This is a genomic window from Nocardia ignorata NBRC 108230 (genome assembly GCF_001612905.1).
GTDB lineage: Bacteria > Actinomycetota > Actinomycetes > Mycobacteriales > Mycobacteriaceae > Nocardia > Nocardia ignorata.
In genome coordinates, this window is sequence record NZ_BDBI01000044.1 from 40,574 (window position 1) to 53,755 (window position 13,182).

The window sequence follows — 13,182 nt, forward strand, 5'->3', positions numbered from 1 at the left end:
AATCAGCCGCCCGACGGGGCTGGCACCTGACGTGACAGCGGCGCACCCGCCGGGTTCACGTAGAGCACGAGGATGCGGACCTCGGTGGTCCCGTTGTTGCGGGCGACGTGGGCGTTGTGCGGACCGCTCGGCTCGCGGAACAGCCGGAACCGGCGATATTCGGCGGGTCCGCGAGCAAGGTAGGGATGGTCGAGCACACCGCGGGTGACCAGCACGAACAACGTTCCGTCGTGGAAATGCCAGCCGCTGGTGCCGCCGGGAACGATACGGGTGCGGCGGACGACGATGTCGCGGCCCGCCAGCCGCAGGCGCAGCAGCGTACGGCTGGCGGTGCCGACCGCCGGGGCCGGGTTGGCGACGAACACTCGGGTGCACCTGCGGATCATGTCGTCATGAAACCACCTCCGCGCAGCCAGGCGAGGGCAGCGTGCACGGCGCGTCCCGCCGCCGGATCGCCTACCGCGATGCGGGCGCTGCCGTCGGGATAGGCCTTGGCTTCGATCCCGGCCCGGCGCAGCGCCGTCGCCACGCCGGGCCCCGGCAGGTACAGGAAGTTCGCGTGACTTTCCGGAATGTCGAAACCGCATGCCCGCAACGACAAGCGCAACACATCGCGTTCCCGATTGATGCGCTCCACCCGCTCGCGCAGTTCCTCGCCTGCCGCGTAGGCGGCCCGCACGGCGGCGACCGAGGCGGTGGCGACCCCGAACGGCAACTGTTGCGCGCGGACACGCTCGATGAGCGCACCGCGCCCGACGCAGTAGCCGATACGCAGCCCCGCCAGCCCGTACGCCTTGGAGAACGTCCGAAGGACGAGCACGTTCGGATGCCGGGCCAGCAGAGCATGCAGATCGAGCCGATCGCCCGCCGCGAGGAATTCGACGTAGGCCTCGTCGAGCAGCACCGGCACCCGTTGCGGCACCGCCGCGACGAACTTGCGAACGGCGCTCGCCTCGAGCACCGTCCCGGTCGGATTGTGCGGCCTGCACAGCACGACGAGCACCGTCCGCCGGTTCACCGCGCGTCGCATGGCGGTGAGGTCCTGGTTGCCGGAGAGATCGAGCGGCACCGGGACGACCGTCATCCCGGCCATCTCCGCCATGATCGGATACCCGTCGAATGTCGGTGTGCTCGTGACGAGTTCACCGCCACCCAGGGCGCGCATCACCTGCATCGCGACCCCGGTGGCCCCGGCACCGACCACCACGTCTGCGGAGGAGACACCGAGGTGCGTGGCGATGATTCGGGGCAGTTCCTGCGGCAAGAACTCCGGGTACCGATTGGCGTGGGCGAGTGTCTCTTTCACCGCGGCGAGAACAGAGGGTAAAGGCGGAAAGGGATTCTCGCTGAGGCCGAGGTCGAACGCGGTCGGTACCGGTGCGCTGCCGAACCGCTGCGACGGGATGGTCGGCTCGATCAACCGCACACTCATCGCGCCGCTCCCCAGCGCACCGCCGCGGCACCGGCGAAGTCACCCGCGTGCGCGAACGCCGACAGCAGCACAACCGAACCGTTGCGCAATCGTCCGGCCTGGTTCTCCACATCGAGCGTCACGGGAATGCCTGCGGCGAAAAGGTTTCCGCACCGGTCGAAGGTGTCCGGATGACGGTCGGCGGGCAATTCCAGCGCGTCGTGCCAATTGCGCAGGAACAGCCGATTGGGCTGATTGGTGACGAAGGTATCGATATCGCGGCTCTTCACCCCGATCCGATCACACACCGCGAGCGCCACTTCCGGAACGAGCCGGTTGCCACGCGCGAACACCTTGGTGATCTTCGATTCGGAGAAACTCACGCACCCCTGGCCCTCGCCCGGTTCCCAGTATTTGCGGGTGCCGTTGGTGGTGAAGTCCATATCGCCCGCGAATTCGGGGTAGGTGCGGCATTCGATATCCAGAATCGGCGCCGAATCGTCCCTGCGCAGCAGACCGATTCCGCAACCGTCGCCGGGCACCGGGGCCTGGGCGAGTTTGCGGATATCGGGCTGGGTGAACACCGGGCCCGCGCAATTCTGGACCGCGACGATCAGCGCCGTCTTCGCATCGCTCGTCGCCATCATCATCCGCGCCATCGCCATCATGTGCACGAAGGCCGCGCAGCCGCTGTTGTGCACGTCGAGCACCTGCGAGGGGCGCGCACCGAGCCTGCGGGCGAGCTCGGGTGCGGCGCCGAGCACCGGATTGTCGGGCAGCTGGGTATGGGTGATGATGATGTCGATCTCGGCGGCGAGGTCGGCGCCGTGGCGTTCGCGCAGCACGTCGAAGGCGCGTTCGGCCATGTCGACGGCGGTTTCGTCGCGCGCCACATGGTGGCGGCCGGTGGGCGAACGGAACATCACGTTCTTGGCCATCCGCTCCGAGCGGGAGAACTGGGTGAAGTATTCGGTCGGCACCGGGTCACCGGGCAGGTAACTCGCGACATCGACCAGACTCACTGACGGCATACTCACTGCATCCACTCCGGCTTGATCGGCAGCCCGTTGGCCGCGCGGTATTCACAAATGGCCTTGAGGTTGTCCAGCTCCAGCTGGTGACCGGCGGAGAACATCTCCCAGAAATCGCCGACCCACACCGGCCGCTTCGGCGGCGCGGTCTCGGGATAACCGTTCTCGTCGTAGAAGGGGTGCTTGCAGTTCACCCACAGCACCACCGAACCGGGCTTGTGGAACACCACTTGCGCGTCGACCACTCGCATCAGGTAGATCATCCACAGGTGTTCGGACTGGTCCCAGGCACAGTGATAATCGACGGTCATCGCGTCGGAATGGGCGACGGTGCGGGTGAAACACTTGGTCTCGTCACCGAGCCGGTCGTAGGAAAGCCACAGCCCCGGTTCGTCGGTTTCGGTGAATCCGCGCAGGCTGTAGGTCCATTCCTCGAGCGAACGGGTGTCGGCGAGATATTCGAAGACCTCGCGTGGCGGTGCGTCGATATAGGTCTGGACCGGGCAGTAGTCACCGAAGATCTGGTCGTGCGGGTACACCGAACGCAGCATGTCCATGATGATCGGGGTCGTCGCCTCCCGATCCGAGTTCTCGATGCGCAGCACGCCGGGCACCGTCTGGCCGGGAATGTCGCTGAGTGCGGGCAGGGCACTTGTTGTCACGGTGTTCTCCTCGTCGGTCAGGAAAGGAAGGGCAGGAACGGCGGGATTTCGTCGGGGTCGCAAAGGATTTCGACGAAGGACGGACCGTCGGTGGTCAGGCAACGGCGCAGGGTCGCGTCGAGTTCGGTGGGTTCGTCGACGGTGTGGGCGGGTAGTCCGGGGAACATGGCGGCGATGCCCGCCCCGAGACGTGTGGTGCGGAAACGGTTGAAGCTGTATCGATCTCGGTAATAGATCTGCTCACGGGTGACGCACATGGCGTGCGCGTTGTTGTTGAACACCACGAAGGTGATCGGCAGGTCGTATTCGACGGCGGTGTGGATCTCCATGCCGTGCATGAAGAACGACCCGTCGCCGGCGATCACGACGGTGCGGTGGGCGGCACCGCGGGCGAACGCCGAACCGATTCCGGCGCCGAACGCGTAACCCATGCCACCCATGCCGAGCGCGACGACGAATCGTCCACCCTCGGGCACCCGTAGGTAATGCACCACCGAGGCGCCGGTGTTACCCGCATCGACGAAAATGTCGGCGCCCTCCGGTAATTCGCGCTGAATCGCCTCCACGACTGTGCGGTAGCGCAGGCCGGGGCCGTCGGCGGCCGGAACGGACATGAGGGTGAGGTCGGTGTTGTGCGGTTCGGTGCGTGTGGCTACCACTGAGTCGTGGTCGACCACGGGGTGGTGTCGCTCGGGATGCAGGACGGTCAGCGCGGTCACGAGGTCGGTGCTGGTCGCGTGCGTGGCGGGCAGGTAGGGGGTCAGCGCTCCGACGCTGAGCAGGGGTAGCCCGGCGAGGGCGTCGTCGAGGCCCGCGCGGGCGGTGACCGGTAGGCGGGTGCCGACCAGCAGGCAGGCACTCGCCGATTCGAGCGCCTCGAGCAGGTCGGCGTGACCCATGCTGCCCGCGACACCGCAGAAGCCGGGGCCGGTGTTGGAGTACACGTCCTTCGCGTCCGGCGCCACACCGATCGAGGCATCGAGTGCCTCGACCAGTTCCGCGAGTTCGGTGCGGGCATCATCACGGGCGACCTGATCGCCCGCGATGACCACGACCTTTCCCAACCTGCGGGCGGCGGCGAGCTGAGTGGCGACCTCGGCAAGGGCGCTGTGCTGGTGGATGGCAGAGGTGGTCGGTACAGTGACTGCCCGGCCGACCGTCGCGGGCCGTTGACCATTGCTGTGTGCCGCGATCAGATCCGGCATCATCTGCTGCTGAATATCCTTGGGTAGCAACAACACCGCAGGGCCACCGGACTCGGCTGCCGCGATTGCCTCGGCGAGCTGCCCAGGCACCTGCGCCGGTTCGGCGACCCGCGCGCAGTATCGGCTCACGGTCGCGAACAATGCTGCGGCGTCGAGGGATTCGGCAAGTCCACTGGAATCCTGGAACGCGCCGCGACCTTCCAGGCTCGTCGGCGGCTGACCGACCAGCGCGAGTACCGGCACCCGCGATGCAAATGACTCGGCCAGCCCGGCAACAAGATTCGCCGCCCCACCACCCGAGGTCGCGGCGACGACCCCGAGTCCACCGGTGGTGCGCGCGTACCCGTCGGCCATGGTCGCCGCCGAGAACTCGTGTTTGGCGATGATCCCGGCCGGGTGACCGCCCGCGTCGAAGATCGCGTCGTAGAGGTCTTCGATATTGGCGCCGTCGACGCCGAAGATCTGGCCGATGCCCCGGTCGGCCACCGCCCGCACCAGGTAGTCCACCACTCGGTCCGGCATCGGCACTCCTTCTCCGCCACACAATCCACAGCGGTATCCACCGCCGTCACCTGGGATTACGTGGCACGCCGACACCGAGTTCAGAGGGTGGGTGAATACCAACCCTTGTGTGTACGTATACATCTATGTATATTGAGTTCATGCCCAACAAGACGATCTACGTATCCGACGACGATCTGCCGGTTTTCCAGCGGGCGCAGGAGCTCGTCGGCGGCAACCTCTCCAGCACGGTGGTCAGCGCACTGCGCAAGCTCATCGAGTCGGAGGAGGGTCGTGTGGCCGGGTTCGACGAGGTCGTCCTCCGGGTCGGTCGCGACGGCGTGCGGCAAGTGCGCTTTCAGGGCGTGCTGCTGGGCGAATGGCGCGATATGACCGACAAGCGGACGCTGCACCAGCAGGTGTATCGCAGCCGCAAGGGCAAGTTCGTGCTCGCCACCCACACCGCGAAGTGGAAGGACTACCCGTCCGACGACCTCGGTGACCTGAAGGACTGGAAGAACTGGCGGCGCCTGCTCGGCATCGGCGAGCAGGCCACCGACTGGGGCGACTACGAGTACGAGATCCTCGACGATCTGAGGGACCTGAAGGACCGCATCCCCGACAACCTGTACCGCAAGGTCGAAGAGGTCACCGCGCACCCGCGCATCGAAGACCTCGACATCTAGCGCACCACAACAACTCTCACCGACACCGCGGCCCCGAGGGGGCGGTGTGGCTAAAACATGCACTTATTCGCACCAATGAATGCAATCTTCTGGAAAGGGACGACCATGGTTCACCCGGCCATCACCGCCCGCGGCCTGCGCAAGGCGTACGGCGAGCACACGGTTCTCGACGGCATCGACCTCACCGTCGCCGAGGGCACGATCTTCTCCCTGCTCGGCCCCAACGGCGCGGGCAAGACCACCACCGTGCAGATCCTCACCACCCTGATCGGCGCCGACGACGGCGAGATCCGGGTCGGTGGCCACGATGTGCGCGCCTCGGTCGACGACGTGCGGGAACTCATCGGCGTGACGGGCCAGTTCGCCGCCGTCGACGAGTTGCTCACCGGCCGCGAGAACCTCGAGCTCATGGGTGCCCTGAACCACCTCCCGAAGCGGGAGATCCGCAGTCTCGCCACCGAACTGCTAAAGCGGTTCGATCTTGTCGAGGCCGCCGACAAGCCGGCGAGCACCTACTCCGGCGGGATGACCCGCAGGCTCGACCTGGCGATGACCCTCGTCGGCGATCCGCGCATCATCTTCCTCGACGAACCGACCACCGGACTCGACCCGCGCAGCCGCCGGTCCATCTGGGACATCATCCGCACGCTCGTCGACGACCTCGGCGTCACCGTCTTCCTCACCACCCAGTACCTGGAGGAAGCCGATCAGCTGGCCGACCGCATCGCGGTGCTCGATCAGGGCCGCATCGTCGCCGAAGGCACCGCGGCCGAACTCAAACGGCTCATTCCCGGCGGACACATCCGCATCGACTTCGCCGATCCTGCCCGCCTCGACGCGGCGCGTTCCGCCCTCGGTTCCTCGGCGCAGGTGCTCGAAGGCAGCGACGGCCTCACCCTCGCCGTGCCAGGTGACGGCGGCGTACGTTCGCTGCGCGCGGTGCTCGATGTGCTCGACGCCAATCGGATCGAGGCGGGCGGCATCTCGGTGCACACCCCGAACCTCGACGACGTGTTCCTCACCCTCACCGGCAAGCCGACCACTCAGGAGACCGTGCGATGACCACTCAGACCGTCCGGCGCGATCACACGTTCGCCGACACCATGACGATGTTGCGCCGCAACATCACCCACGCCAAGCGCTATCCGAGCATGACGTTCAGCATCATCATCATGCCGATCGTGCTGCTGCTCGTGTTCAACTACGTGTTCGGCGGTGCGCTCGAAAAGTCCTCCGGCGGTGAGTACATCGACTACCTCGCCCCCGGCATGCTGTTGCTGCTGCCCGCGTACATGACGGTGTCTGTGGCGGTCTCGATAGCCACCGACGCCAGCAAGGGCATCGTGAATCGCTTTCGGGTGATGGCGATTTCGCAATCCTCGATGCTCACCGGCCATGTGCTCGGCGCGCTCATCCAAGCGATGGCGGGTATCACGGTGATGACCGCTGTGGCGCTGCTCATCGGATTCCGGCCCAACGCCAACGCTGTGGAATGGGTGGCCGCCTTCGGGTTGCTCGCCCTGGTGACCTTCGCCTTCGTCTGGCTCGCCATCGCACTCGGCCTGCTGTCACCGAACGCCGAAAGCGCCAGCAACGCACCGTTTCCCATCGTGATGATGCCGTTCCTCGGCAGCGGCCTGGTCGCCACCGACACCATGCCGGTCGGCCTGCGTCAGTTCGCCGAGTACCAGCCCTTCACCCCCATCACCGAAACCCTGCGCGGACTGCTGATGGGCACCGAGATCGGGGTGAACGGCTGGGTGTCGCTGGCCTGGTGCGCCGCGATCGCAGGCGGCGGGTTCCTCTGGTCCAAATCCATCTTCCGCAGGCAAACCCGCTGAGACACAACAGGTCCGGCCGCCCGGAGTGGGCGGCCGGACTTTTCACATGTCCGCGACCAGAACCGTCCGTCCCGAATCGGCCCAGGTGATCTCGACCCGGTCGATCGACTCCGGTGCCGCGTCGATGGTGCGATCGATGGTGAGTTCGGTGCCGGGGCCGGCGGGCCAGCGGTCCAGCTCTGTGCGCTGACCGTCGGCGGCGGTCACCACCAGGGCGAGATTCGCGGTGTAGCCGTAGTCGCTTTGCCCATAGCTGCAGGTCATCACCAGGCGGGTGCGGTCGCCGTCGCGAATCAGGCGCACCTGAGCGCTCACCGGGGACTGTGCCTGCGCACGCATCTGCTGCTCGGCTACGACCTGCTCGGTGGGCGGACGGGTGACCTGCATCGTGACCGGAACGGCGATCACCACAGCGGCCGCGGCGGCCGCTACCGCACCGGCGATCGTGGTGAGCCGACGGCGTTTGCGCCGCCGCTCGGCGGCACCGGCCAGCGACACCAGATCGGGTGTGGGGGAGGATGGTTCGACCATCGACAACGCAGTTTCGCGATCCACGAGACCGAGCATCCCCGGCATCCCCGCCAACTCGGCGACCGCCTCGCGGCAGTGTGGGCAGTCGAGCAGATGGGCCTCGTACTCGCGGCGCTCGGCCGCGTCGAGCGAACCGAGGACGTAGGCGGCGTCCCAGGTGCTGTATTCGTCGGCGAGGTCGGTCATCGGGTCGTCACCCCCATCTCCTGTAGTGCCAGCCGCATCGCCCGCATGCCGTAGTGCAGCCGCGATTTCACCGTCCCCGGCGGGATACCCAGCTCCTCGGCGATCTGCGCGGCACCGAGCCCGCGATAGTAGGCCCGCACGATCACCTCCCGGTGATCCGGGCTCAACGTGCTCAGCGCGTCGGCGACCAGCCAACCGTCCAGCGCCCGATCAGATTGGTCGGGGCTCACCTGCTCCGGTGGTGCGTCGGTGCCGAACTCGCGGCGGTTGCGGGCGCTGCGATGCTCGTCGACGGCGAGATTACGGGCCACGGTGAACAACCACGCTCGCGGGGAGGTGCCGGTCTGCGCGAGCACCGCGGGTCGCTGCCAGGCGCGCAGCAAGGTCTCCTGCACGATGTCCTCGGCCCGGCCGGGGTCGCGGACCAAGCCGAGGGTGAAGCGCCACAGCGCGGGGGCGTGCTCGGCGTAGAGCGCGCGCATCAGTTCGTCGCGACCGTCGTCCATCGGCGGTCCGGGTCACTGCTCGTCGGGGTTCATGGTGTTACTCCTGCTCGTCGCAGGGGTAACGGGATCAATTACGTTCTAGTTCAATCGGGTGGGTGGCCAGCAGCGACAGCGGCAACGGCTGACGCCGCAACACTCCTGCCCACAGGTCGTGGCGATCGGTCGCGACCGGGTCCGACGGCAACGCCGACACCACCACCCAGTCGTCGTTGTCGAGTTCGCCCTCGAGCTGACCCATCGACCAGCCCGCGTACCCGGCGAACACGCGAATGCCCTCCACCAGCGGGGCGATCTCGTCGGGATCGGCGTCCAGGTCCACGAGCACCACGCGCCCGTCCACCCGGCGCAGCCCCCGCACCTCGCCGATCTCGGCGCCGACCCGCAGCACGCCGAGGCACAGCGCGGCGTCGCGTTTCACCGGTCCACCGATGTAGAGCTCGGCCGGCTCGGCCACCAGGTCGGCCCACAGCGGCAGCACATCGCGCACCGGCGTCTCGCTCGGGCGGTTGAGCACCACGCCGAGACTGCCCGCGTCGTTGTGCTCGATGACGTACACGACTGTCCGCCGAAAAGTAGGTTCTACCAGGTCGATCGCGGACACCAGCAGGTTACCGGCACGGATGCGGGCACCGAGCTGTCCGCGCCGTCGGTCGTCGCCGTGCCCGTCGCGAGTCCGGCGTTCGTCCGGGTCGTCTCCGCGTGCCACCGGCCCATCATCGCATTGGATCGGGGTCCCGCGCTTCCCTCGACCCGGGGAGAGCCGGAAATATCTCGCCCCGACCGGCCGGGCGATGCCCGGTAGGGTCGCGGCATGCACACGCCCGAAGTCCTGCTCGACGACAGCGACGCCGTGTACGACTACTACCTGCGACATCGGCAGAACCGGTGGAAGGCGCTGGCTTCCTACGCGGTGCTCGCCCGGCGGTTCCGGCCGAGGATCAGCTACGCCGAGGGCGCCAAGGCGCAGGTCGCCGCGCTGGTGCGCGGCAAGCGGCCGATCATCTACGCCATCAACCACCTGTCCACGAGCGACCCGTACACCGTCGCCGCCGCGGCCTGGCGGTCTCCGCTGCGCGCCAAGATCGGCCGGGTACGTGTGCTGGCCAAGGACGAACTGTTCGCCGATCCCGAACAGCGCCGCAAGGTCGACATGATGGGCGGGATCCCGGTGTTCCGGGGCAAGGACCACGGCATCCGCGCGGTGAACGCGGCAGGGCAGCGCATGATGGACGTGTGCGCCCAGCGCCTCGCCGACGGCGATCACCTCGCGGTCTTCCCCGAGGGCACGTGCAACCTCGTCGACCACAAAACGGTGCAGCCGGTCGGCAGCGGTATCGGGCACATCGCCTTCCGCGCTGCCAAACTCGCGGCCCCGCCCGCCCTCGTCGCCATCGGCCTGAGTTACGGGCCACGCCCCGCCGACGCGATCGAGCCCGGCGCCGACGAGGTGGTGTCGTCGAGCTTCTACTTCCGTACGCCCGTGCTGGAGCTACCCGCGCGACCTGGCGATATCGCCCGCCTTGTCAAGGACGAACTGCAAGCCGCCGTCGACGGCGCCGTCGCCAACTACTGAGGCAGCCCGAACATCTCCCTGGCTCCCTGTGGGACCAGGGAGATGTAGCGAGGGTTTTCGGTGATGAAGTGCAGCACCATCGAACACATCGGCAGCACCTCGAACCCTTCCTTGCGGCTGGTGGTCAGCGCGGACTCGACCAGCGTGTTACCCAGCCCGCGACCCTGGAATTCCGGGTAGATCTCGGTGTGGACGAGGGCGCGTTCGGCACCGGTGTCCTGGTATTCGATGTAGCCGGCGGGGGTACCGTCGGAGATGAGTTCGAACCGCTCCAGCGCGGTATTTTCGCGGACCTCGGTCGCCATGGGTAGAAGCTACAGTGTTTGTTGGAGCGCTGGCGCGCTCGAGTTCGCGGCCCCGCCGGTCCCGACGATCCGGCACCGTGGCTTGCTCCCTCGTCGCCTACGCCACGGCACCTGATCGTCGGGACGGCCGCGAACCGCCGCTTCGCGGCGTCCCCTCCTCGAGGTCGGGGAGTGCGGGGCCGGGAAGGCGGGGCGGTGCGTTCTCGCGCAGTGGTGTTGTCGAAGACGGTGGCGGGTTCTGGGGTTTGCCCGGAGAATGTCGGGATGAGTGGTCCTCGAGTGGTGCTTGCCCCTGACAAGTTCAAGGGTTCGCTGACCGCGCCCGAGGTGGCGGCCGCGTTGGGGGTGGGGATCAGGCGCCGGGCGCCAGGGGCCGATGTGCGGGCGGTGCCGGTGGCCGACGGTGGGGACGGGATGGTCGAGGCCTTCGCGGCGGCCGGGTGGCAGCGGGTCGAGATCGACGCGCCGGGGCCGACGGGCGAGCCTTCGCGGGCGGTGTACGCCATGCGCGACGAGACCGCGGTGGTTGAGCTGGCCGCGGCGGTCGGGTTGGTGAAACTTCCCGGTGGCAGGCTCGCACCGTTGCGGGCCGACACCTTCGGTCTCGGCGTCGTGGTGGCGCACGCGCTGGACGCGGGGGCGCGCGAGATCGTGCTCGGGCTCGGTGGAAGCGCCTCGACCGATGGGGGATCGGGTCTGCTGCGGGCACTCGGCCTGCGCCTGCTCGACGAGAACAACGACGAACTGGACGGCACCGCGATGGACGTCGTCACCCTGCTGAGCCGGGTGGCGGCCGTGGACCGGGCCGGCCTGCATCCCGCTGTCGCGCGGGCACGGTTCACCCTCGCCTGCGATGTCGACAACCCGCTGCTCGGCCCGGCCGGTGCGGTGGCGGTGTACTCGCCGCAGAAGGGCGCCGACCGGCACATGATGGTGAAACTCGAAGCGGCACTCACCCATTGGGCTGCCATCCTCGGCACCGGCTATGCCGAGATCGGGGGCGCGGGCGCGGCGGGCGGCACCGGTTTCGGGGCGCTGGCCGTCCTCGGCGCCGAGGTGCGCAGCGGCATCGACGTGTTGCTCGAGCTGCTCGAGTTCACCGCGCTGGTCAAAGGGGCGACGCTGGTGGTGACGGGTGAAGGGTCGCTCGATCACCAGAGCATGCACGGCAAGGCGCCGGTGGGTGTCGCCGCGGCGGCCAACGCGGCGCGGGTGCCGGTGGTGGCAGCGGTGGGTCGAACGATGCTGTCGCCGGGCGAGATTCGCGCCGCCGGGTTCGCCGCCTGCTATCCGCTCAGCGAACTGGAACCCGACGCGGCCCGGTCGATGCTGACCGCCGGGAAACTACTCGAGCGCATCGGCGAGCGCATCGCCCGCGAACACCTGTAGCCCGCCGGTCACACCAGCACGGCGCGATGCCGGTCGCCCCACGCCTCGAGCGGGGCGAGCGCGTCGCGCAGCGTTTCGCCGAGCGGGGTCAGCGAGTATTCGACGCGCGGCGGGATCTCCGGGAAGATCTCGCGACGCACCACCCCGGCCGCCTCGAGATGGCGCAAGTTCTCGGTGAGCACCTTCTCGCTCACCCCGTCGAGCAGCCGCCGGATGTTCCCGAATCGCTGCGGCCCTTCGCCGAGCACCCACATCAGGTGCAGTTTCCATTTGCCACCGACTACGTCGATAGCCAGGCTCATGCCACACACCTGGTGATCTGCGTCACTGCTCATCGTCTGCGCACCCTTCTGACCGTATTCCGAACCTATAGGTAAGCAACCGCACTGCGACGTGCGGTCTTCCCGCGCGCTGCCGACGCCGACACCATGGAAACCGGCGCCGAACCAATCCGTATCGAAAAAGCGAAGGGCTACACCATGAGTACCCGATCAGTTTCCGTTCTCGGCCTGGGCCCGATGGGTCAGTCCATGGTCAAGGCCTTCCTCGAGGCGGGCGTCGAGGTGACCGTGTGGAACCGCAGCACCGCCAAGGTCGACGCCATGGTCGCCCTCGGCGCCAAGCGGGCCGAGACCGTCGCCGAGGCGCTCGACGCCAACGAGGTGTCGGTGCTCAGCCTCACCCACTACGACGCCATGTACGACGTGCTCGGCCAGGCGGTCGACCACCTGCCCGGCAAGGTGATCGCCAACCTGTCCTCCGATTCGCCGGAGAAGGCGCGGGCGGGTGCGAAGTGGGTGCGTGAGCGCGGCGCCGAGTTCTTCTCGGGTGGGGTGATGTCGGCGGGCGACAATATCGCCCATCCCGCGTCCTACATCTTCTACAGCGGCCCCAAGGCGGTGTTCGACGCGCACGCCGACCTGCTGCGCCCGCTGAGCCCGCAGGAGTACCTCGGCGCCGACGACGGCCTGGCGCAAGTCTTCTACCAGGCGTTGCTGGTGATCTTCCACCCCTGGCTGCTCGCCTTCGACCAGGCCACCGCCGTGATCTCGAAGTCCGGTCACGACATCGCCCAGTTCGTTCCGTTCGCGGTCCGCGCCAGCGAGGCGTTCCCGTACTTCATGGAGCAGTTCTCGGTGGCGAACCAGAACGGCGGCTGGGCCGACCTGGCCGGCCTGAAGATGATGGACGCGGGCGCGCAGCACATCATCGACGCCAGCGAGGAAGTCGGTGTCGACGCGGCGTTCTCGCACCTGGCGCAGTCGTTCTGGCGCAAGGCCATCGCGGCCAGCGAGGCCGCGGGCAAGCCCGTGTCGACCTATGAGCTGATGCGCGGCGAGAACTCCTGAGGCAGT

General features: G+C 67.7%; 16 protein-coding genes. 6 read left to right on the plus strand and 10 right to left on the minus strand.

The features are described 5' to 3' along the window. Nucleotides 1–2: 2 nt before the first annotated feature. Genes NI2_RS29760 through NI2_RS29780 form a run of 5 tightly spaced genes read right to left on the minus strand, consistent with a single transcriptional unit; the run spans nucleotide 3 to nucleotide 4,831 of the window. Nucleotides 3–386 carry a cupin domain-containing protein gene (locus NI2_RS29760; protein WP_067497697.1) on the minus strand — a complete coding sequence of 128 codons (384 nt, stop codon included), beginning with the start codon at nucleotides 384–386 and terminating at the stop codon, nucleotides 3–5. Beyond that, the gene (locus NI2_RS29765; RefSeq protein ID WP_067497700.1) at nucleotides 383–1,432 is read right to left on the minus strand and encodes an aminotransferase class I/II-fold pyridoxal phosphate-dependent enzyme; all 1,050 of its coding nucleotides are present in this window, start codon (nucleotides 1,430–1,432) and stop codon (nucleotides 383–385) included. Before NI2_RS29765 ends, NI2_RS29760 begins: the two co-directional genes overlap by 4 nt. Further along, the gene (locus NI2_RS29770) at nucleotides 1,429–2,442 is read right to left on the minus strand and encodes a 3-oxoacyl-ACP synthase III family protein (RefSeq protein ID WP_067497703.1); all 1,014 of its coding nucleotides are present in this window, start codon (nucleotides 2,440–2,442) and stop codon (nucleotides 1,429–1,431) included. The genes NI2_RS29765 and NI2_RS29770 overlap by 4 nt, the downstream gene beginning before the upstream one ends. A gap of 2 nt (nucleotides 2,443–2,444) precedes the next feature. Further along, a complete protein-coding gene (locus NI2_RS29775; RefSeq protein WP_067497704.1) occupies nucleotides 2,445–3,104 on the minus strand; it encodes a DUF8713 domain-containing protein in 660 nt (219 codons plus the stop codon). A gap of 17 nt (nucleotides 3,105–3,121) precedes the next feature. Continuing rightward, the gene (locus tag NI2_RS29780) at nucleotides 3,122–4,831 is read right to left on the minus strand and encodes a thiamine pyrophosphate-binding protein (RefSeq protein WP_067497792.1); all 1,710 of its coding nucleotides are present in this window, start codon (nucleotides 4,829–4,831) and stop codon (nucleotides 3,122–3,124) included. A gap of 140 nt (nucleotides 4,832–4,971) precedes the next feature. On the opposite strand from NI2_RS29780, the gene NI2_RS29785 reads away from it, so the two are divergent. The 3 genes from NI2_RS29785 to NI2_RS29795 all read left to right on the plus strand — a co-directional run bounded on the left by NI2_RS29785 (nucleotide 4,972) and on the right by NI2_RS29795 (nucleotide 7,337). Beyond that, nucleotides 4,972–5,496: an EXLDI protein gene (locus tag NI2_RS29785; protein ID WP_067497706.1), complete on the plus strand. Its 525-nt coding sequence runs from the start codon at nucleotides 4,972–4,974 to the stop codon at nucleotides 5,494–5,496. 105 nt (nucleotides 5,497–5,601) lie between these two features. After that, entirely contained in the window at nucleotides 5,602–6,558 is a 957-nt protein-coding gene (locus tag NI2_RS29790) for an ATP-binding cassette domain-containing protein (protein WP_067497709.1), read from the plus strand. Beyond that, nucleotides 6,555–7,337, plus strand: a complete 783-nt coding sequence (locus NI2_RS29795; RefSeq protein WP_067497712.1) for an ABC transporter permease — start codon at nucleotides 6,555–6,557, stop codon at nucleotides 7,335–7,337. Before NI2_RS29790 ends, NI2_RS29795 begins: the two co-directional genes overlap by 4 nt. 42 nt (nucleotides 7,338–7,379) lie before the next feature. On the opposite strand, the gene NI2_RS29800 is transcribed toward NI2_RS29795, so the two are convergent. The 3 genes from NI2_RS29800 to NI2_RS29810 all read right to left on the minus strand — a co-directional run bounded on the left by NI2_RS29800 (nucleotide 7,380) and on the right by NI2_RS29810 (nucleotide 9,266). Further along, a complete protein-coding gene (locus NI2_RS29800; protein WP_067497715.1) occupies nucleotides 7,380–8,054 on the minus strand; it encodes a zf-HC2 domain-containing protein in 675 nt (224 codons plus the stop codon). Further along, nucleotides 8,051–8,560, minus strand: coding sequence for a sigma-70 family RNA polymerase sigma factor (locus NI2_RS29805; protein WP_067497718.1), 510 nt, complete (start codon nucleotides 8,558–8,560; stop codon nucleotides 8,051–8,053). The genes NI2_RS29800 and NI2_RS29805 overlap by 4 nt, the downstream gene beginning before the upstream one ends. Before the next feature lie 67 nt (nucleotides 8,561–8,627). Then, on the minus strand, nucleotides 8,628–9,266 hold the full coding sequence (locus NI2_RS29810) for a YqgE/AlgH family protein (RefSeq protein ID WP_084457503.1): 639 nt from the start codon (nucleotides 9,264–9,266) through the stop codon (nucleotides 8,628–8,630). A gap of 105 nt (nucleotides 9,267–9,371) precedes the next feature. Between NI2_RS29810 and NI2_RS29815 the strand changes: the two genes are divergently transcribed. After that, the gene (locus NI2_RS29815; protein WP_067497721.1) at nucleotides 9,372–10,133 is read left to right on the plus strand and encodes a lysophospholipid acyltransferase family protein; all 762 of its coding nucleotides are present in this window, start codon (nucleotides 9,372–9,374) and stop codon (nucleotides 10,131–10,133) included. Here NI2_RS29815 and NI2_RS29820 read toward each other — a convergent pair. Further along, on the minus strand, nucleotides 10,127–10,438 hold the full coding sequence (locus NI2_RS29820; RefSeq protein WP_067497724.1) for a GNAT family N-acetyltransferase: 312 nt from the start codon (nucleotides 10,436–10,438) through the stop codon (nucleotides 10,127–10,129). The two genes, NI2_RS29815 and NI2_RS29820, sit on opposite strands and share 7 nt — an antisense overlap. Before the next feature lie 264 nt (nucleotides 10,439–10,702). Here NI2_RS29820 and NI2_RS29825 point away from each other — a divergent pair, with 264 nt between their 5' ends. After that, nucleotides 10,703–11,827: a glycerate kinase gene (locus tag NI2_RS29825; protein ID WP_067497727.1), complete on the plus strand. Its 1,125-nt coding sequence runs from the start codon at nucleotides 10,703–10,705 to the stop codon at nucleotides 11,825–11,827. 8 nt (nucleotides 11,828–11,835) lie between these two features. Here the strand turns inward: NI2_RS29825 and NI2_RS29830 are convergent, their stop codons facing one another. Beyond that, entirely contained in the window at nucleotides 11,836–12,162 is a 327-nt protein-coding gene (locus tag NI2_RS29830) for a winged helix-turn-helix transcriptional regulator (protein WP_067497730.1), read from the minus strand. Nucleotides 12,163–12,306: 144 nt separating this feature from the next. On the opposite strand from NI2_RS29830, the gene NI2_RS29835 reads away from it, so the two are divergent. Continuing rightward, on the plus strand, nucleotides 12,307–13,176 hold the full coding sequence (locus tag NI2_RS29835; RefSeq protein ID WP_067497797.1) for an NAD(P)-dependent oxidoreductase: 870 nt from the start codon (nucleotides 12,307–12,309) through the stop codon (nucleotides 13,174–13,176). Nucleotides 13,177–13,182 lie beyond the last annotated feature (6 nt).

What these genes read in the sequence shown, in the direction of transcription:
- NI2_RS29760 (WP_067497697.1), bottom strand. Translation starts at nt 386, where the DNA reads ATGATCCGCAGGTGCACCCGAGTGTTCGTCGCCAACCCGGCCCCGGCG.
- NI2_RS29765 (WP_067497700.1), bottom strand. Translation starts at nt 1,432, where the DNA reads ATGAGTGTGCGGTTGATCGAGCCGACCATCCCGTCGCAGCGGTTCGGC.
- NI2_RS29770 (WP_067497703.1), bottom strand. Translation starts at nt 2,442, where the DNA reads ATGCCGTCAGTGAGTCTGGTCGATGTCGCGAGTTACCTGCCCGGTGAC.
- NI2_RS29780 (WP_067497792.1), bottom strand. Translation starts at nt 4,831, where the DNA reads ATGCCGGACCGAGTGGTGGACTACCTGGTGCGGGCGGTGGCCGACCGG.
- NI2_RS29785 (WP_067497706.1), top strand. Translation starts at nt 4,972, where the DNA reads ATGCCCAACAAGACGATCTACGTATCCGACGACGATCTGCCGGTTTTC.
- NI2_RS29790 (WP_067497709.1), top strand. Translation starts at nt 5,602, where the DNA reads ATGGTTCACCCGGCCATCACCGCCCGCGGCCTGCGCAAGGCGTACGGC.
- NI2_RS29795 (WP_067497712.1), top strand. Translation starts at nt 6,555, where the DNA reads ATGACCACTCAGACCGTCCGGCGCGATCACACGTTCGCCGACACCATG.
- NI2_RS29800 (WP_067497715.1), bottom strand. Translation starts at nt 8,054, where the DNA reads ATGACCGACCTCGCCGACGAATACAGCACCTGGGACGCCGCCTACGTC.
- NI2_RS29805 (WP_067497718.1), bottom strand. Translation starts at nt 8,560, where the DNA reads ATGGACGACGGTCGCGACGAACTGATGCGCGCGCTCTACGCCGAGCAC.
- NI2_RS29815 (WP_067497721.1), top strand. Translation starts at nt 9,372, where the DNA reads ATGCACACGCCCGAAGTCCTGCTCGACGACAGCGACGCCGTGTACGAC.
- NI2_RS29820 (WP_067497724.1), bottom strand. Translation starts at nt 10,438, where the DNA reads ATGGCGACCGAGGTCCGCGAAAATACCGCGCTGGAGCGGTTCGAACTC.
- NI2_RS29825 (WP_067497727.1), top strand. Translation starts at nt 10,703, where the DNA reads ATGAGTGGTCCTCGAGTGGTGCTTGCCCCTGACAAGTTCAAGGGTTCG.
- NI2_RS29830 (WP_067497730.1), bottom strand. Translation starts at nt 12,162, where the DNA reads ATGAGCAGTGACGCAGATCACCAGGTGTGTGGCATGAGCCTGGCTATC.
- NI2_RS29835 (WP_067497797.1), top strand. Translation starts at nt 12,307, where the DNA reads ATGAGTACCCGATCAGTTTCCGTTCTCGGCCTGGGCCCGATGGGTCAG.